15 protein-coding genes and 1 pseudogene are annotated in these 18,672 nt (G+C 69.2%); 10 read left to right on the forward strand and 6 right to left on the reverse strand.

The annotated features are described in order from the left end of the window. Positions 1-60: 60 nt before the first annotated feature. The 3 genes from ACYVD1_RS04325 to ACYVD1_RS04335 are packed head-to-tail and all read left to right on the forward strand — an operon-like array spanning position 61 to position 2,997. Positions 61-1,041: a substrate-binding domain-containing protein gene (locus tag ACYVD1_RS04325; protein ID WP_460768051.1), complete on the forward strand. Its 981-nt coding sequence runs from the start codon at positions 61-63 to the stop codon at positions 1,039-1,041. A gap of 2 nt (positions 1,042-1,043) precedes the next feature. Further along, positions 1,044-2,111, forward strand: a complete 1,068-nt coding sequence (locus ACYVD1_RS04330; protein WP_460768053.1) for an ABC transporter permease — start codon at positions 1,044-1,046, stop codon at positions 2,109-2,111. A gap of 19 nt (positions 2,112-2,130) precedes the next feature. Continuing rightward, positions 2,131-2,997 (forward strand): ATP-binding cassette domain-containing protein, encoded by an 867-nt coding sequence (locus ACYVD1_RS04335; RefSeq protein ID WP_460768055.1) that lies wholly within the window; start codon positions 2,131-2,133, stop codon positions 2,995-2,997. Here ACYVD1_RS04335 and ACYVD1_RS04340 read toward each other — a convergent pair. Then, positions 2,959-3,576, reverse strand: a complete 618-nt coding sequence (locus tag ACYVD1_RS04340; RefSeq protein WP_460768058.1) for a stage II sporulation protein M — start codon at positions 3,574-3,576, stop codon at positions 2,959-2,961. The two genes, ACYVD1_RS04335 and ACYVD1_RS04340, sit on opposite strands and share 39 nt — an antisense overlap. Before the next feature lie 409 nt (positions 3,577-3,985). On the opposite strand from ACYVD1_RS04340, the pseudogene ACYVD1_RS04345 reads away from it, so the two are divergent. The 4 genes and pseudogenes from ACYVD1_RS04345 (at position 3,986) to ACYVD1_RS04360 (ending at position 6,829) form a co-directional block, all read left to right on the forward strand. Then, positions 3,986-4,593, forward strand: a pseudogene (locus ACYVD1_RS04345) (helix-turn-helix domain-containing protein). Between the two features lie 21 nt (positions 4,594-4,614). After that, positions 4,615-5,085: an RrF2 family transcriptional regulator gene (locus ACYVD1_RS04350; protein ID WP_460768060.1), complete on the forward strand. Its 471-nt coding sequence runs from the start codon at positions 4,615-4,617 to the stop codon at positions 5,083-5,085. Between the two features lie 93 nt (positions 5,086-5,178). Then, a complete protein-coding gene (locus ACYVD1_RS04355) occupies positions 5,179-6,390 on the forward strand; it encodes an MFS transporter (RefSeq protein ID WP_460768063.1) in 1,212 nt (403 codons plus the stop codon). Positions 6,391-6,439: 49 nt separating this feature from the next. Beyond that, the gene (locus tag ACYVD1_RS04360; protein ID WP_460768065.1) at positions 6,440-6,829 is read left to right on the forward strand and encodes a RidA family protein; all 390 of its coding nucleotides are present in this window, start codon (positions 6,440-6,442) and stop codon (positions 6,827-6,829) included. Here the strand turns inward: ACYVD1_RS04360 and ACYVD1_RS04365 are convergent. Continuing rightward, a complete protein-coding gene (locus ACYVD1_RS04365) occupies positions 6,819-8,051 on the reverse strand; it encodes a cysteine desulfurase-like protein (protein ID WP_460768067.1) in 1,233 nt (410 codons plus the stop codon). The two genes, ACYVD1_RS04360 and ACYVD1_RS04365, sit on opposite strands and share 11 nt — an antisense overlap. Before the next feature lie 118 nt (positions 8,052-8,169). Between ACYVD1_RS04365 and ACYVD1_RS04370 the strand changes: the two genes are divergently transcribed. The 3 genes from ACYVD1_RS04370 to ACYVD1_RS04380 all read left to right on the forward strand — a co-directional run bounded on the left by ACYVD1_RS04370 (position 8,170) and on the right by ACYVD1_RS04380 (position 11,681). After that, positions 8,170-9,561, forward strand: coding sequence for an outer membrane protein assembly factor BamB family protein (locus ACYVD1_RS04370; protein WP_460768069.1), 1,392 nt, complete (start codon positions 8,170-8,172; stop codon positions 9,559-9,561). Beyond that, on the forward strand, positions 9,515-9,703 hold the full coding sequence (locus tag ACYVD1_RS04375; protein WP_460768072.1) for a hypothetical protein: 189 nt from the start codon (positions 9,515-9,517) through the stop codon (positions 9,701-9,703). The genes ACYVD1_RS04370 and ACYVD1_RS04375 overlap by 47 nt, the downstream gene beginning before the upstream one ends. A 652-nt stretch (positions 9,704-10,355) precedes the next feature. Further along, entirely contained in the window at positions 10,356-11,681 is a 1,326-nt protein-coding gene (locus ACYVD1_RS04380) for an HNH endonuclease signature motif containing protein (RefSeq protein WP_460768076.1), read from the forward strand. Between the two features lie 704 nt (positions 11,682-12,385). Here the strand turns inward: ACYVD1_RS04380 and ACYVD1_RS04385 are convergent. The 4 genes from ACYVD1_RS04385 to ACYVD1_RS04400 form a co-directional block, all read right to left on the reverse strand. Beyond that, positions 12,386-14,845: a hypothetical protein gene (locus ACYVD1_RS04385; RefSeq protein WP_460768078.1), complete on the reverse strand. Its 2,460-nt coding sequence runs from the start codon at positions 14,843-14,845 to the stop codon at positions 12,386-12,388. A 77-nt stretch (positions 14,846-14,922) separates the two neighbouring features. After that, positions 14,923-15,561 carry a DUF1345 domain-containing protein gene (locus tag ACYVD1_RS04390; protein WP_460768080.1) on the reverse strand — a complete coding sequence of 213 codons (639 nt, stop codon included), beginning with the start codon at positions 15,559-15,561 and terminating at the stop codon, positions 14,923-14,925. 5 nt (positions 15,562-15,566) lie between these two features. Beyond that, positions 15,567-16,553 carry a Dyp-type peroxidase gene (locus tag ACYVD1_RS04395; protein ID WP_460768082.1) on the reverse strand — a complete coding sequence of 329 codons (987 nt, stop codon included), beginning with the start codon at positions 16,551-16,553 and terminating at the stop codon, positions 15,567-15,569. A gap of 401 nt (positions 16,554-16,954) precedes the next feature. Next, the gene (locus ACYVD1_RS04400) at positions 16,955-18,532 is read right to left on the reverse strand and encodes an acyl-CoA synthetase (protein ID WP_460768084.1); all 1,578 of its coding nucleotides are present in this window, start codon (positions 18,530-18,532) and stop codon (positions 16,955-16,957) included. Positions 18,533-18,672: the final 140 nt, after the last annotated feature.

Below are 18,672 nucleotides of genomic sequence, written 5' to 3' on the forward strand. Positions count from 1 at the left end.
CACCGCGGCGGGAGCCGCCACACGCAGCACGGACATCCCCCAGGACGAAAGTTGTCGACCATGAAACGCGCACACGTCACCACAGGAATCGCACTCGGCTCCGCCGGGGTCCTCCTGCTCGCCACCGCGTGCAGTGAGGAGGGCGGCCGCGAAGAGGCTGCCGAAGGGGCCGACACCCCGGAGATCACCATCGCGATGATCACCCACGAGGTCCAGGGGGACACCTTCTGGGACATCGTCCGGTCCGGCGCGGAGGTCGCCGCGGCCAAGAGCAACGTCGATCTCGAGTACGCCTCCGACCCGGAGGCGCGGGAACAGGCCAGCCTCGTGCAGAACGCCGTCGACCGCGGGGTCGACGGCATCGCGGTGACCCTTTCCACCCCCGACGTACTCGAAAGCGCCATCGAGGCCGCCGCCGAAGCCGACATCCCGGTGGTCGCCTTCAACGCGGGCATCGACGAGTGGGAGGAGATGGGCGTCCAGCAGTACTTCGGAACCGACGAACACCTGGCCGGAACCGCCTTCGGTGAACGCCTCAACGAGGAGGGCGCCGAGAACGTCATCTGCGTCATCCAGGAACAGGGACACGTCGCCCTCGAAACGCGGTGCGCCGCGCTGGAGGAGGAGTTCGAAGGCGACTCCGAAGTCCTCTACGTCGACAGCGCCAACATGCCAGAGGTCCGGACCAGCATCGCCTCGCGCCTGGAGGAGTCCACCGACATCGACCACGTCGCCACCCTCGGCGCACCCATCGCCATGACCGCCGTCGACGCCGTCGACGACGCCAGCAGCGAGGCCGCCATCGCCACCTTCGACACCAACGCCGAACTGGTCGGCGCCCTCGAGGACGACGACGTCCTCTGGGCCGTGGACCAGCAGCCCTACCTGCAGGGATACCTGGCCATCGACTCGCTGTGGCTCTACAACACCAACGGCAACACCTCCGGCGGCGGCACCGAGCCCGTCCTGACCGGCCCGGCGTTCATCGACGACACCAACATCGACGAGGTCGCCGAGTACGCCGAGGAGGGGACCCGCTGACCATGGGACAGACACTGGCACCCCAGGTGCCGCCGCCAGCGGGCAGCGGAGGGGAGAAGTCCCTGCGCGTGAGCGCCCGGAGCCCGCTGCGCCGCTTCATGACCCGGCCCGAGGTCGGCTCCCTGCTGGGCGCGGTGGTCGTCTTCACCGTGTTCTTCAGCATCGCCGAACCCTTCCGCACGGGTTCGGCCCTGGCCACCATCCTGTACGCCAGCTCCACCATCGGCATCATGGCCGTCGGGGTGGCGCTGCTGATGATCGGCGGCGAGTTCGACCTCTCGGCCGGGGTCGCGGTCATCAGCTCCGCGCTGGCCGCCTCCATGTTCGCGTGGTGGTTCTCGGTCAACGTGTGGGTGGGCGCGCTCTTCGCGCTCGGAGTGTCACTGACCATCGGGTTCGCCAACGGGTGGATCCTCACCCGCACAAGACTCCCGAGCTTCCTGGTCACCCTGTCCATGTTCCTGATGCTCCAAGGCATCAACATCGCGGTGACCCGGCTGGTCACCGGCAGTGTGTCCACGCGCAACATCGCCAATATCGACGGCTTCGACTCGGCCCGCGCCGTTTTCGCCTCCAGCTTCAACATCGCCGGGATCTCGGTCCGGATCACCGTGCTGTGGTGGCTGCTGTTCGTGGCGCTGGCCACCTGGGTGCTCATGCGCACCCGCGTCGGCAACTGGATCTACGCGGTCGGCGGCAACCAAGAGAGCGCCCGCGCAGTGGGTGTGCCGGTGACCAAGGTCAAGATCGGCCTGTTCATGACGGTGGGCTTCATGGCCTGGTTCTCCGGCATGCACCTGCTCTTCGCCTTCAACACCGTGCAGTCCGGAGAGGGCATCGGCAACGAGCTCCTCTACATCATGGCCGCGGTGGTGGGCGGGTGCCTGCTCACCGGCGGCTACGGCACCGTGATCGGCGCCGCCATCGGCGCGTTCATCTACGGCATGACCCGCCAGGGCATCGTCTACGCGGGCTGGGACAACAACTGGGTGATGTTCTTCGTCGGGGCGATGCTGCTGTCCGCCGTGGTCATCAACGGCTGGGTCCGCACACAGGCGAACAAGAGATGAGGCAGGGCTGGTGAGTACTGTGAGCAGTGCAGCGACCGCGGACACCACCGCACCGGGGGCCGCCGAGACACGTACCCCGCTGCTGGAACTCAGCGACATCGACAAGTCCTTCGGCAACATCCGAGCGCTGGAGGGCATCCACCTCAGAGTCCACGCGGGTGAGGTCACCTGCATCCTGGGCGACAACGGCGCGGGCAAGTCCACGCTGATCAAGATTCTCGCCGGGCTGTACGCACCGTCCGTGGGCACCTACCTGGTGGACGGGGAGAAGGTGGCCTTCTCCTCACCGCGTCAGGCGCTGGACCGCGGCATCGCCACCGTCTACCAGGACCTGGCGATGGTGTCCTTGATGCCGGTGTGGCGCAACTTCTTCCTCGGATCCGAGATCCGCCGCGGGTTCGGCCCCTTCATGATGCTCGACACCGCGCGCATGCGCGCCATCGCCGACGCCGAACTGAAGAAGATGGGCATCGACCTGCCCGACATCGACGCCCCGGTGGGCAACCTCTCCGGAGGGCAGCGCCAGGTGGTGGCCATCGCTCGCGCCATCTACCTCGGCGCCCGGGTGCTGATCCTGGACGAGCCCACCGCCGCGCTGGGCGTCAAGCAGTCCGGGGTGGTCCTGAAGTACGTCAACGCCGCCCGCGACGCCGGGCTGGGGGTCGTGTTCATCACCCACAACCCCCACCACGCGTACATGGTCGGCGACCACTTCGCCATCCTCAAGCTCGGCCGGACCGAGTTGGACGAGCCGCGCGAGCGGTTGAGCCTGGACGAGCTGACCCACCACATGGCCGGCGGCGCCGAGCTCGACACCCTGCAGCACGAACTCGACACGGCGCCGCGATCACCCCGCGACCAGAGGGGGGATGATGTAGACGATTGAGATGGCCTCGTAGACGGCGCCGATGATCAGCAGCGCCAGCGCGGGCAGGCTCAGCCAGCCGAACAGCTGGAGCCCGCGCACGTATCCCCGCAGGCGGTTGGGCGCACTGACCGTGGTGGGACGCAGCCAGGCCATCGCGAAGACGTAGGAGCCGAGCGCGAGGATGATGTAGGCCTGGAACTCGAGGAACAACGTCAGGGAGTGCGGGATGAGGGTCGTCGCCATGTCCTCGTTGATGGGGGCGAGCATCAGGCCGAGCTCGAACGTCTTGTGCAGGAGGAAGGCGATCCCGGCGAAGGGCACGACCAGGGAGGGCAGCAGGATCAGCAGCAGGGAGACCGTCAGCACGTTGACCGCGAGGATGGCCGGGGCGGACAGCCAGACGTTGCTGAACAGCGATATCACCTGTTGCAACATCTCGTCCTCCTCCATGCTGGTGACCGGCGCCGCCCTCAGGTCGGGGAAGAGGACCCCCAGCACCATCCCGGCCAGGAGTACCCCGTAGACGAGGGCGTTGAGCACGAGGTAGGCGCGCAGGTTCGCGCGGATGATCCGGAAGGGTTCGCGTAGGCGTCGCATGTGGTCTGTCTCTCCTGTTGGCAAGTGTGAGTTCGTTCTGTCCGGGGTGCCGTGGGCCCGCTGGCCCCCGCGCGGTCGTCCGGGGGCGGTCAGTCCGAACTGTCCAGCACCGGGTTCCAGCGCAGTCGGGTCGCGTGTTCCACGCTGGCGCGGTGTCCCTCCGCGGAGCGCGGGGCGGGGCGAGCCAGTGCTCGGTGCTGATGCCTATTGCAAACCCTGCCCTCGGGGCAGAGTCAAGCTCCGGAGAGGTTTGATCCTGCCCCGGGGGAAGGGTGTTGACTGTGGGCGCGGTGCGGGACCGCCGCAGTGGCGGAGTGGAGGGTGGTAACACGTGGCGTGGAGTACCCAGCAGGTCGCCGATTTCGCCGGAACGACGGTCAAGGCCGTCCGGTAGTGCCACCAGGTCGGGTTGCTGGACCTGACCGAGCGGGCGGCGAACGGATACAAGCGGTACGAGGTACCGCACTTGGTCCGGTTGCTGAAGATCAAGCGCCTGGTCGACCTGGGATTCCCGCTGTCCGCCGTGGCGTCGATGGAACGGGCTGACGAGGAGCCGGACAAGGCCATCCACGTCCTGGACAAGGAACTGGAGGCGACGGTCAACCGGCTCAACCGGGTACGGGGGAGTTGGCCGTCATCCTGCGCCACCGCGCGCCCGCTTACGTCCCGCCGGGGTTCGCGCAGATCGCCGGCAACCTCTCCGACCGACAGCGGTCCCTGCTGATGGTCTTCTCGACCGTGCTCAGCGAGGACTCCGTCGAGTGGTTCCGCGAGCTGATGAGTGAAACCGAGGAGATGGACGAGGAGTTCGAGGCTCTGCCGCCGGACGCTCCAGGAGGCGAGCGGAACGCGAAGCAGACGATTGCCGAGGCGGTAGCGCAGTTGTACAACCCGGCACAGCTGCGGGTGCTGAAGCGGGCGAACGAGCCCTTGGCGGAGGCTGCCGCGAACGACGGCGCACCGGATGGAACCGTGGGGAGCGCGCCCTCGTCCTCTTGCGGAGTTAATCCTGGATAGTTAATATCCATAATTATGCGAATGAGCGAAGGGGTCGAGTGGGCGCTGCACAGCTGCCTCAACCTCGCCTGGGTCGGTCCAGAGCGGGCGGTGACCAGTACGAGACTGGCCGAGTACTACCAGCTGCCCGCCGCCTATATGAACAAACAGCTCCAGGCTCTGGCCAAGGCCGGGATCGTCTACTCCACCCCCGGGCCGGGCGGGGGGTTCCGGCTGGCCCGCGTGCCTGAGGAGATCACGCTCATGGACGTGGTCTCGGCGATCGAGGGGCGCGACCACGCCTTCCGCTGCACGGAGATCCGCCAGCGCGGGCCCGGCGCCGCCGAGCCCGAGCCCGGAGACCTCTGCCAGATCGACCGCGCCATGCGCCGTGCCGAGCTCGCGTGGAGGCGTGAACTCGGTGCGCAGACCCTCAGTGAGGTGAAGGCCTCCGTGGAGAGGGAGGCGCCCGAGGTGCCCGTGCGCACCCGCAGCTGGTTCGCGACCCGCTGACCCGCCCACGCCCGCAACAACCCGAACCAACACCGGCCCCTCCGCGGAGGGGCTCAGAACGGAGGTAATTCTAGATGTTATATATCCAGATTAATGAAGAGGGAGGACGTGGCCGTGTCCGCCCAGTCGACCACCCCTGAGCAGGGACCGCCGACCAAGGCCGCCCCGTCGGCGCGGGCGGCCGTAGTCACCGTCGCCTTAGGGATCTTCACGCTCATGACCACGGAGCTGCTCCCCGCCGGGCTCCTCGGCCCGATCGGCGCCGACCTGGCGGTGAGCGACGGCGCCGTGGCGCTCATGGTGACCGTGCCCGGCCTGGTCGCCGCCGTCTCCGCGCCGGTGGTCACCGTGGTCCTCGGGCAGTGGGATCGGCGCACCGTACTCACCGGCCTCATCGCCCTGATGACCGCGGCCAACGCCGTGTGCGCGTGGACCGACCAGTTCTGGGTCGTGCTGGCCGCCCGGGTCCTGGTGGGGGTCAGCATCGGAGGATTCTGGGCCATCGCCGGAGGACTGGCTCCCCGGCTCGTCTCCGAACGCCACGTTCCGCGCGCCACCGCGATCGTCTTCGGCGGGGTGTCCGCGGCCTCCGTCCTGGGCGTCCCACTCGGCACGCTCCTCGGGGACCTGCTCGACTGGCGGGCGGCCTTCCTCGCCGTCACGGGGCTGGGACTGGTCTCGTTCGTGCTGCTCCTGGCCCTGCTGCCCCCGCTGCCAACACGGACGGCGCTCCGATTCGCGGACCTGTCCGCGCTGCTGCGCCGACACGGGGGAGTGCGTGCGGGGCTGCTGCTCACGTTCCTGCTGGTGACCGGCCAGTTCTGCGCCTACACCTTCATCCGACCCCTGCTCACCGATGTGGCGGGACTGGACCCCGCACTCACCGGGGTGCTGCTCCTGGGCTACGGCGCGGCCGGTCTCGCCGGCAACTTCCTGGCCGCCGCCGGGCGCGACGTCCGGCGCACACTCTTCACCATCACGGCCCTGCTCACCCTGGCGCTGGCGGTGTTCGTCCTGCTCGGCGGCGCACCCGTGGTCGCCGTCGCGGCGCTGCTGCTGTGGGGCCTGGCCTACGGAGGTGTGTCCGTCAGCCTCCAGACCTGGATGCTGCGCACCGCGCCGGAGACCACCGAGGCGGCGACGTCGCTGTTCGTCTGTGCTTTCAACCTGTCCATCGCCCTGGGCGCACTCCTGGGCGGCCTGGTGGCTGACTCGCACTCCGTGGCCGCCACCCCGTGGCTGGGGGCAGCGTTCTTCGTCCTCACCGCGACCGTCCTCGCTTTCGCCCGTCCGAACCCCCGCTGAACACGTCTGTCCGAACACGCGCGTCCGAATATTCGCAGAAGGAGCCACCATGCACGTGATCAACCCGACCGACCTGCACAACCCCGTTCCCTTCGGGTACTCGCACGCCGTCGACCCCGGCACCGGACTGGTCTCCGTCGCCGGCCAGTACGCCTCGGATTCTCAGGGGCAGGTGGCGGTGTCGGAGTTCGGCGCCCAGGTGGAGCTGGCCTTCGCGCACCTGGGCACCGCCCTGCGCGCCGCCGGTCTGGACTACCGGCACGTGGTCCGACTCGGCACCTACGTCGTCGACCACGACACCGACCGCTTGGCCGTGGTCGGAGCCCACGTCAACACCCTCTGGAGGGGTCATCCTCCGGCCCAGACCCTGCTCGGGGTCGCCTCGCTCGCACTGCCGGGAATGCTGTTCGAGGTCGACGCCCTCGCGGTCAGGACGTGAGGTGGTCTTCCAGGGCGTTGAGCAGGCGATCGACTTCCCTCTCGGTGGTGTAGGGGGCCATGCCCACGCGCAACCCGGCGTCGTCGTCCAGGTTCAGGCGGGCGAAGGCCTCGAGGGCGTAGAAGCTGCCCGCGGGGGCGAGGATGTCCTGCCTGGCCAGAGCCCGGGAAACGTCGCCGCTGCGCCGCCCGGGAAAGGTCATGTACACGGTCGGGGTCCGCTCGGCCGCCCGCGAGTGCACCACCACCCTCTCGCCGAGGTCGGCCAGCCCCGCTTCCACTCGCTCACGCAGCGCCAGTTCGTGCTCCTCGATCAACCCCTGGGCGGCGGTCACGCGGGCGCGCCGGGAGGCGCCGGGAACCGGGTCCGGGGCGAGACCGGCCAGCAGCTCGACCGCCTCGGTGGCGCCCGCCATGGTCTCGTACGGCAGCGTGCCGAACTCGAACCGCTCCGGCACGGCGTTCGTGGAGGGTAGAAGCTTGTCCGGGGACAGGCTCGCCAAGAGGGTAGGACTGGCCGCCAGGACCGCGCAGTGCGGGCCCAGGAACTTGTACGGGGAGCAGACCAGGAAGTCCGCGCCCAGCCCTGCGAGATCCACGACCTCGTGCGCCGCGTAGTGCACGGCGTCCACGTACACCAGCGCGCCCACCCGGTGGGTGCGGTCGGCGACGGCGCGCACTGGGGGCCGGGTACCGAGCAGGTTCGAGGCGGCGGTCACCGCGACCAGCCGGGTGCGTTCATTGACCACGGTGTCCAGGTCGGAAAGGTCCAGTTCGGCGGTGTCCGGGTCCAGGTCGAGCCAGCGCACCGTGGCGCCCGCCCGGTCGGCCGCCTGGATCCACGGCCGCACGTTCGAGTCGTGGTCCAGCCTGGTCACCACGACCTCGTCACCCGGGCCCCACCCCCGGGAGTCCTGGCTCACGGCCAGGTGGCGGGAGAAGTCGTAGGTGATCTGGGTGGCGCTGCGGCCGTAGACGATGCCGGAGGGGTCGGCGCCCAGCAGATCGGCGTAGGCGCCACGGAACGCGCTGACCGCCGCCTCGGCATTGGCCTCCGAAGCGAGAGTGGTGCCCCGGTTCGACAGGGGACCGGTCAGTGTGCGGGCGACGGCTTCACCCACCCGCGCCGGGGTCTGGGTACCGCCAGGGCCGTCGAAGTGGGCGATACCGGACTTCAGGGAGGGGAACCCGGATCGGAACGAGGCGAGGTCGAAGGCTGGCATGCGGCTCCTTCTGGGCTGAGGGTACTCGGCGACCAGATTCGCACACTGTCCCGCCCGGCCGGGAAAGCCGGTCGGGGGTGGTCGAAGGGCCCCGTTCCGGCCCCGCTACGATGCGCGCATGCTCTCCCCTGCCCGCTTCCTCACCCCACCCGTGCTCATCGCCGTCGGCGCCCTCGCCCTGTCCGCCTGCTCCGTTCTGGACGGCGAAGACGAGGTCCAGTCCCCGGACCCGTCGGCGATCAGCCCGGACACCGTGATCAGCTGCGAGGACGCCGGTGACTGCGGCGAGGAAGGCGCGGTGCGCTGGTCGATGCCGATGGAGGGGGATTACTACGTCGAGCGGTTCGAGGGGGAACCGCCGCTGATGCGTCCCGTCGGGACGTGGATGGACTACAGTCACCCGTCTCCAGGGGTCGTCGAGGCCGACGGGGTCCTGTACGTCCACATGGGTGATGTGATCACCGCTCTGGACACCGCCGACGGCCAACCGCTGTGGACCGAGTCCCTCGACACCGACGTCGTCGATCTGCGGGTGGTGGGCTCCACCCTGCTGGCGAACGGGCTGGAGCTGCGGGAGGAGGAGGTGGAACAGCGCCTCCTGCACGTGGACCGCGAGGGGGTGCGCACGGCGGAACCGGACCAGCCCGACGAAGTGGAGCAGTGGGCCGTAGTGGCCTCCGACGACACCCATCTCGTGTTCCGGGAGACGTTGGATTTCCATGAGGAAGAGGATCCTCGCTACTACCTGGTGGACGCGGCCACCGGCGAGGTGGAGTGGTCGACCCGGGTGGAGTCCGCGAGGTCCCACTCCCTCACCGAGGGCACCCTGTACCTGCAGTACTCCGGCGAAGACGAACCGGGCTACGTCGTCGCGGTCAGCGACGGGGAGGACACCGCGGAGTTCGGGGTCCCCGAGGAGGCCGGGGACCGCAGCAGTGTGGAGGCCGAAGCAGACAGCCCGCTCCTGTTCGACACCCACGGATGCGCCCCGGGAGGGGACAGCTGCGGGGACCCGCGGATCACCGGCGTCGAACCCGACGAAGGCGAGGTCCTGTGGACCCACTCGGCTCCCGGGGCGGTCATTGCCCAGGACGCGGGTTCCGACGGAGGCGGACCCCGCGTGCACGTCCATGACGAGGACGGCTACCGGACACTGGACGCCCGCACCGGTGAGGTCGTCGCCGAGGACGACGAGGTCGACCCCGCCGCCCTGCTGACGGAGTTCGGTATCGACGAGTGGTACCTGGAGGACGAGTTCGAGGAGGGGGAGCTGACCGAGGAGGAGTACGACCTTCTCCCCGTCCGCCCCACCGGTCCAGGCGTGGACGTCGAACCGCTCGACGGCCTGGCGGCAGGGGCGGCACATCTGACCACCTATGAGGGGCCAGCGGGGGAGTTCGTCGGTGTCTACTCCGGCTGCGCCCCGGACGGGCTGCGAGAGCCCGCCCTGGACGAGCCCACCGGTGAGAGTCCGTGCGCCGAACCGCGCCTGTTCGCTGTGGACTACTGACCCCGGCTTCGACGCCAACGGGGACGGGGAGGCCAGCTGGGGCACGGAAGACTCCGAGCGGGTCAATCCGTGGTTCGACGGTGAGGAGTACGGCCAGGGCGACAACCAGACCTGGCGCGATGTCGCCAGCGCCAACTGCTAGGCCCGGTGCTCTCAGTGGCGTTTCCCCGGAAGGGGCTCCCTGCACCTGACCGGTCCCCGTGCCCAACACCGTTGCCTTAGGGCGCGGGGTGGAGGTTGCCTTCCGGGCTGGGGTTCCCCGTTTCCTGCCGCTTGATGGTGGCCGTCTTCGCTGCGCGCTCAAGGTCGTCGCCATCGAGCGCTTCGCGCGTCAGTGGCGCTCCACCTTGACCCGCTTCGCTGCGACGGCGGGTTGGCGGCTATCAGGAAACGGGGGAGGTGTGGTCGGGGTAGCGGTGGCCCCTTCGGGGCCCGAAGGGCCCCACAGCACAAGCACGGCCTGACGGCCGTCAACCGCCACTCCACCGGAGCGATGACGCCTGGCGGTGTCGCGGCCGGTGACGGCGTAGGGCGAACGGCCACGGCCTTCGGCCGGTGGGCCACTCCGCCGGCGCGTTGACGGCTGGCGGTGTCGCGGCCGGTCCATGTGCGCGGCGAAAAGCACCACCGCAAACACAGAAACCTGGAATTCCAGGTGGGTGTAAACACCGAACCAGGTGGCCTGAATTGGAAGACCCAAAGAAAGTCAGGGGGCATCCCGGGCGAAAGTCATGAATTCAGTTCGAGCCAGTGGCAGGCTTCCATTCTCCGACCTTTTCGCTTACAATAGAAGAATGGTGATCTCTCCTGAAGCACCCACCACCACCGGGCACACCCCGGTGGATACCGCGGTGGCCGCTGCCCGGGACGAGACCACCGCCTTCTTTAACCGGGACGTGCCCCTGGGGGCGGCGGGCGAGGTGCTGGACCAGGCCACCCGGGTGTGGGAACACCTCGACCAGATCAAAGTCAGTATGGCCGCCCGTCTGGCCCAGCTGGAGGCCACCGGGCAGCTGTTGGAGCAGGGCGGGCAGAAGAGCCTGCAGGCGTGGCTGCGCCACGCCTTCGGCATTCCTGCCGCCCAGGCCAACGACCTGGCCCTGATCGGGCGGGCCCAGTTCCGTCAGGACATGGCCCCCACCCTTCAGGCGTTGCACTCCGGGGTGCTGTCGGTGGGTGAGGCCGCCGCCGTCATCAAGGGCGCCGACGCTGGGGTGGAGAAAAGGCAGATGGGCGACCACCCCGATGCGGAGCTGTTCCGCGCGAAAATGGAATGCGGGATCCTGGACTTCAAGGAGTCGCGCCCGAACATGTCGGTGGGTCAGATCACCCGCTTGGCCCACCAGCTGTGCCTGCGCCTGAACCCGGGCAAGGTGGAGGCCGACCACGCGGCCGCTCACGCCGTCCGGGGTGCCCAGCTGGTCACCACCTTCGACCAAACGTTCCTGCTGCAGGTGTGGGGCTCGCCCGCTGATGCTTTGAAGGTTCAGGTGGCCTTGGACAACTTCCAGGTGCCCTTCCACCCCGAGGACGGGCTGTCCAAGTACGAGCGCACCTACGACGCGCTGATGTCCGCGTTGGGGTTCGCCCAGTCCCACCAGGGGTGCCAGACCCCGAGCACGGCGACGGCGTTGATCAACATCACCGTGCCCGCCACGTCCCTGGCCGGGGACGAGGAAGCCGAGGACTCCGCTCCGGCGACGACGGAGACCGGGCAGGTGGTGCCGATCTCCGTGGTGCGTGAACTCCTGGGTGAGAGCTGGATCCGCCGCCTGGTGGTGGAGCAGAAGAGCGGGCAGGTGTTGGATGTGGGCCGCTCGTGCCGGTTGGCTCCGCCCAAGATCCGGGCGGCCGCTTTCCACGGCCACACGTCCTGCGCCTGGCAGCACGGGTGCGATGTGCCCCTTCCCTGGACGCAGGCTGATCACATCGTGGAGTTTTGGCAGGGCGGCACCACCAGTGCCGCTAACATCCAGCCGTTGTGCGCGACCCATAACCGGATCAAGCACCGGTGGGCGGTGCGCACCGACCGCCGGATGTGGTCGGGCCGCAACCGAGGCCGCACCCGGGGTGGGGCCACGGACCCGGATGGGGACCCAGCCCCAGCACCGCACCCGTAACCGACCACCACCGTCAAGAGCCCCCACCCGCTTGCGCCGGGTCTCTATCCCCGCATGGCCAGAACCCGAATCAACCCCTGGCCCCGCCCTGCCCTCGGGGTGCCGGTCCCGAGCCGCCCACACCCGGGGGTGGGTGTGGGCCCTGGTCCTGGAGTCACTCTCACCCCTGTTTTTGCCTCTCACAGGGGGGCTCACCCACCCCCAGGCACCGGATGCCCCCACCGACCGGGGGTCCGCCACACACCATGACCAGCCGCGACACCCCCAGCCGTCACAGCTCCGGCGCAGGGGCAGGCATCGGCCCCCGGCCGAAGGCCGAGGGGTTCGCAGCAGAGCATTACCGGCCGCGACACCGCCAGGCGTCAACGCTCCGGAGGAGTGGCCATTGACGGCCGCCAGGCCGTGCTTGTGCCGTTGGGGTTCGGCCGAAGGCCGGGGTTGTCCGCCTCCCCGACCACACCTCCCCGTTTCCTGATAGCCGCCAACCCGCCGTCGCAGCGAAGCGGGTCAAGGTGGAGCGCCACTGACGCGCGAAGCGCTCGATGGCGACGACCTTGACGCGCGCAGCGGAGACGGCCACCATCGGGCGGCAGGAAAAGGGGGAGAACCACCCGCACCCAAATGGAGACCCTCACCACCTCCGGGCCGTCCTCCGGGCCGTCCTCCGGGCCGTCCTCCGGGCCGACTAAGGAACCCCCAGCCCGCTAAGTGACCGGAGCGCCGCAGAGGGGTTCGTCGCAGCGCAGGTACTCCGCCTCTGACTCGAAGTCGGTGCCGCCCATGAAGCGTGTACGTGCCTCCCCGTGGCCCCACACCATGTGCGGGCGGTCCTGGTCGTCCAGGACCAGGGTGGTCTGGGACGGTTCCGAGTCGGTGAGTTCGACCAGCGCGGTACTTTCCGTCCCCGAGCACTCGTTGTCCAGGCAGGTGAGCAGAGCCAGCCGTTCCTCGGTGAAGTCCGGGGTGAGCAGGTGGGCGCGGTCCTGGGAGTCGATCGCCAGTCCCGGAGTCGGTCGGGCCCAGCCAGGGCCGGTGACAGCGGTATCGGTGAACTCCGTGCACAGCGCGTCGTGGCAGTCCACCAGGTGGGCCCGCCCGCCCAGCGGGTCCCGGTACGCGATGACCGGGGTGCCGTCATCCCGGTACTCGATCCGTGCCCCGAAACGGCCCCGCAACCGGCTCTCGTGCTCGGAGTGGAACCGGGGCGCACGGACCTCGGTGATCTCGGGGTCGGTGCACTCTTCCTCCCCGCAGGCCACCACGGACAGGCTGCCTTGGGCCGTGTCCGTCACGGCCACCGCGTATCCGCCTTCGGGGGAGGCGGCGGGAGTCAGAAAGTCGCCGTCGGCGAGGAACCCTGCGGCGGTCATCTCCGGTGGGAACAGGACCACCTCTTGCTCGGAGCAGGACGCGTCCTCGCACACGTGCAGGCGAAGCCCGCCGCGATCCTCCTCCACGGTGCTCTCGAGTTCGGGCGGATCGTAGCGGCGCACGTAGGTGGCGATCAGCAGTCGGCCGTCGGCGAGAGGCGTGACCGCCGAGGATACGTCGTGCTGGCTGTCCATGTACTGGCGGACCAGAACCTCCTCATCGGGCTCCGCGCAGTCCTTGGCGTCCGCACAGGACCGCAGGTAGAGCCCGGATTCCGGATGCGGATCGTACCGTTCCTCCTCGGGACCGTCCACGTGCTCGAGCTCACGCCACACGGTCCACATCACACCGCCGTCTCCGGTCCACACGCCGCTGCCCTTCCAGGTGTGATCGCCTTCGTGGACGTTGCGGCATTCGGGATCGCACACCTCCACGTCCACGCTGGTCGACGCGATACCGATCACCGCTTCTTCCGCGGGGTCGATGTCCACCGAGAGCTCGTCCCCGCTGAGGCTGTCCACCGGGTGAGCGGCCATCTCGGGCAGGTCGAACGGGTTGGCGGCCAGCAGGCCCGGACCCAGCAGCGGGGGGCCGAACACGGCCAGGACCAAGGCGGGGACCACCAGCACTCGGGGACCGCCGAACACCGAGTCGGAGTCGCGGCCGGACGGGGAGGGCGGCGGCTCGGGCAGCTGCGCACCGACCCGCACCAGGTCCAGGTCGCGCACGGGGCCGCGATCCGGGAAACCGGCCTCCTCCTGCGGCACCGTGACCAGGTTGCCCCGGTCGTCGTAGCGCGAGGCCACGGGTTCGACGAAGGGGTTGCCCACACCCGAGTAGGCCACCGGTGCGCAGGCCAGCAGCAGTGACAGCGGGGCCACCAGCAGACCGGCCGCCAAGGTGACGGCTGAGAGCGCGGGTGCGCCCTCCGCCAGGTCGGTCCAGCTGATCAGGGCCCGCTCGAGGCCCGTCCCGGCCAGCACCGACACACCGTAGGAGAGGCCGACCAGGAGCAGGTGGGTTCCGAACCGCTGCCGCGCCATCCGCCAGGCCTCCACGAAGGCGCGGAACGGGCCGTGCCCCTCCAACAGGGCCAGCGGCAGGGACACCGTCAGCGGCACCAGCGGCACCGCCAGGATCAGCAGCAGGAAGATGCCGGTCACCATCGGTGGCCACTCCGCGAACGACGCCCACAGGAAGAGCGCGAGGAAACCCACCAGCAGCGTGATCAGAAGCAGGAGCCAGGTCAAGACGGTGAAGTACCGGCGCAGGGCCCCGCGCCAGGCCTGGCGCGGCGAGATCCGGCGGCCCAGCAGCGCGGCGGCGCCCAGCAGGGTGGTTCCGCCGAGAGTGATCGGCGCGACGCCCAGGCCGAGTACCAAGAGGACACCGGCGGTGATCAGGACGTGCGGGGCCAGCGGCTCGGTGGCCGACTCCAGGAGGCCGTTGAGATAGACCCCGTCGCGGGCGGGCGCCACCAGCAGTACCTGGCTCAGCAGCACCACCGGGGCCGCGGGCAGCGCTGCCACCACCAGAAGGGCCCACAGCCGCCGGGCGTAGGTCGCCAACACCCGGGCGAGCAGGGGACGCCGCTCGAACCGCAGGACCAGGTCGCCCGGGGGCTGCTCCGAAGGGGTCTCCGTGCCGGCGCTCTCCGGGGTTTCCGCCGACAACGCCTCGGACCGGTTCTCGTCCCGTCCGTTCTCCTCTGGCCCGTTCCCGTCCCGCTCGGTGCCGTCCACAGCCGTGCCGTCACCATTCGCCGCCGTACCGTCGCTGTCCGGCCTGTCCATCGAGTGCCCCGTTTCCGTCATTTGTGCGACGGAAGACTACTGGGCGTCACCTTCCCGCCAGCGGCCGGGGTAGGGGCTCATCCGGTGACGATTCCGGCGACGAGGTTGATGGTGGCGGCGAGGATGACCGTCCCGAAGACGAACGACAGCAGCGAGTGGCGTAGCACGACCGCCCGGATCTGCGCGTGGGACACATTGGTGTCGGACACCGCGTACGTCATGCCGATGTTGTAGCTGAAGTAGAAGAAGTCCTGGTAGGACGGCGGCAGCTGGGTGTTGAAGTCGATCCCGCCCGCGGGTTCGCCGAAGTACAGGTGGGCGTAGCGGGCCGTGTACATCATGTGCAGCACCGCCCAGTTCATGAAGACGCCGGCGAGTCCGAACACCGCCGCGGGGTGCTGGTGGTCCCCGGAGTGGCTCAGCATGAGCAGCAGCACGATACCGACCAGGCTGCCCAGGGTCGCCGCCACCACGGACAACTCCTCGACCACCGGCCGGTAGTCCTCACGGCGGGCGTTGCGCCGCGTGTCCTCGGAGCTCATCGGCCAGAGCGCGACCACTCCGAAGAGGACGAAGCACAGGGCGGCCGCGGTGATCCCCGCCAGCACGCCCAGGGCGGCGTTCCACAACCCGCCGAGGCCCAGTCCGGCCAGCACGCCGAGGGCGATCGCCAGCCAGAGCCGGACGGTCGCGTTGGCCGGAACCCCGCGGACCATGCCCCTCACCCACCGGCCCGGCCGTTCCCGCCCGCCCCGCCGTTCCCGCCCGTAGTGCGGGCGGCGGACGGGTCTTCGAGGAAGTCCGCGGTGGGTACGTGGAACAGGCCACCGGTGACCGCCGTCGAGAAGTCCAGGATCCGGTCGTGGTTGCCGGGCGGGTCGCCGAGGAACATGTTCCGCAGCATCCGCTCGATCACCCCGGGGTCCGCGGCGTAGCCGATGAAGTACGTGCCGAACTCCTTGGCGCCCACCGAGCCGAACGGCATGTTCTCCCGCACGATCTTGAGCTCGTTGCCCTCGGCGTCGGTGACCGTGTTCGCCGTGACATGGGAGTTCGAGGGCTTGTCCTCGTCGGGCAGCTCGATGTCGCTGAGCTTGCGACGGCCGATCACCTTCTCCTGCTCCTCGACCGGCAGCGCGTCCCAGGCCTTCAGGTCGTGCAGGTACTTCTGCACGATGACGTAGCTACCGCCCGCGAAGGCCGGATCCTCCTCGGCGACACGCGTGGCCGCCACCGCTTGCGCGCCCTCGGGGTTTTCGGTGCCGTCGACGAACCCCAGCAGGTCCCGTTCGTCGAAGTACCGGAACCCGTGGACCTCGTCGACGACGTCGGCGTGCCCATCCAACCGGTGAGTGATCTGGCGGGCCAGCTCAAAGCACAGGTCCGTCCGCTCTGCTCTCACGTGGAACAGCAGGTCGCCCGGGGTGGCCACCGCGGTGTGCTTGCCGCCTACCAGCTCCCGGAACGGGTGGAGCCCGGCCGGGCGCGGCCCGTCGTAGAGCCGGTCCCACAGCTGGGAGCCGATGCCGACGGTGCAGCTCAGCAGGGCGTCCGGGAGGCGGAACCCCACGGCGCGCCTGAGTCCGGTGATGTCGGCCAGGAAGTCCAGGACCGTGGTCTCCGCTCCGGGGCGCACCGTCACGACCAGGAAGAGCGCCGCCTTTGCGGGTCGTAGCGGAATCTCCTGTGGTGTGGCTTCGCGGGCCATGCTCGTTCCTCCGCCCGTATTCGGATCTCCTGTCCGGCACCGACACCGACTGCGGCAACCGACGGATCGGCGAGCTCAGATTAACAGTTTCCCTGCCATTGTCCCCGCCTCCCAGTGCTGTTTCCCGCGGTCGGAAACAGGTAGGAAGCGCCGTGCCGGAGCGTCGATGATCGACCGTTTCTTCACTGGTGAACAGAGGTGCGGATCCTATAATGGTGGGATTGGCGCCGGATGTCCCTGGATCGGCCCGGTGCTATCGGGGCAATCCGGGGAAACGATTGGGTCAAGCGCGGGAACAGCGAATTCGATATTCTTTCCGGGGTCATTTGTATCGCGGGTGATTGCGTCGAATCGGGCTGGTGCGCCTTCACGTCGGACGACAAGAAGTGGTCACAGCGCGACTACCACCATCCGGCGGCCGGGTGGGATGCGGCCGCCTCGGGTGCGGTGTACCTCTTGCGGAGCTGGTGTTTGAGAAGCTTGCCGCTGGGGGTGCGGGGGAGTTCGTCGACGAAGTCGAAGGAGCGGGGCACTTTGTAGCCGGCGATGCGTTCGCGCAGGTGGGAGCTGAGCTGGGCGGCGAGTTCCGGGCCGCCCGCCACACCGGGCGGCGTCTGGACGACCGCCTTGACCGATTCGCCCATCTCCGGGTCGGGCACGCCGATCACCGCCACGTCCAGCACCCGGGGGTGCAGCGCCAGAGATCCTTCGATCTCCTGGGGGTAGATGTTCACCCCGCCGGAGATAATCATGAAGTCCGTGCGGTCGGTGAGGAACAGGTAGCCGTCCCCGTCCAGGTAGCCCATGTCGCCGGTGGTGGTCCAGCCCGGATGGTCGGGGTGCTGGGCCCGCGCGGTCTTCTCGGGCGCGTTGTGGTAGCTGAACGCGGGTTCGTCCCGGGCGAAGTAGACGACGCCGACCTCGCCGACGGGCAGCTCGGCACCCAGCTCGTCGCACACGTGCACGTCGCCGAGTAGGCTCCGCCCCACCGAGCCCGGCCGCTCCAGCCACTCCTTGGAGTCGATGAAGGTCAGCCCGTTGCCCTCGGTCGAGGAGTAGTATTCGTTGACGACCGGCCCCCACCAGTCGATCATCGCCCGCTTGACGTCGACGGGGCAAGGCGCGGCGGCGTGGATGGCGACCAGCTGGCTGGACAGGTCGTAGGACTCGCGTACGCGTTCGTCGAGCTTGAGCATCCGCACGAACATGGTGGGCACCCACTGGCTGTGGGTGACACGGTGGCCCTCGATCGCGGCCAGCGCCCCCTCGGCGTCGAAGCGCTCCATCAGCACGACGGTGCCGCCCACGGAGTGGACCGCCTCGCTGAAGCGCAGCGGCGCCGCGTGGTAGATCGGCGCGGGGGACAGGTAGACGGTGTCGTGGTCGAAACCCATCAGGGCGGTGATGCTCTCCGTGGTCACGGGGAGTTCGTCGACCGGTCCGCCGGGGAGCGGTTTGCGGATCCCCTTGGGGAGGCCGGTGGTCCCGGAGGAGTACAGCATGTCGGTGCCGCGGGGCAGATCGGGCAGGGGTTCGGTGGAAGCCTCGGACAGGGCCTTGTCGTAGGGGACGTACCCCTCGGGCACGGCGTCCTCGGGTGCGGCTCCGTAGACGAGGCGGATGCCGACCGTGGGGACGTCGAGCCGCCGGACCAGGTCGTCCAGCCGCACGGAGACGATGAGGGCCTTGGCGCCGCAGTCGTTGACGATGTAGCTGACCTCGGCCGGGGTCAGGTGCCGGTTGACGGCGGTGATGTGAAGGCCCGAGCTGAGGGCGGCCCAGTGGACCTCGAAGGCGCGCAGGGTGTTGTCCGTCAGCAGGGCGATGTGGTCGTCGGGGCGCAGGCCCCGGTCGTACAGGTAGCGCGCCAGGCGCAGGGAGTTCTCGGCCAGGGTGCCGTAGGTGAGGACCTCTCCGGTCTCAGCCTGGACGGCTGCGGGCTTGTCGGGGGAGTGTTCGGCATGGGCGCTTGGGTGCACGTGGGCTCCTCGCGGGTGCCTTCGGGGCCGCGGCCGACCCGATGCTGATACGGACAGGAGTCTGTGTATCTATCGATCGCTAGGCACGGACTGTATGACGCGCGCCACAGGGCGTCAAGGGTCCCTGACATGGGCCGGGC

The organism is Nocardiopsis nanhaiensis (assembly GCF_054778635.1).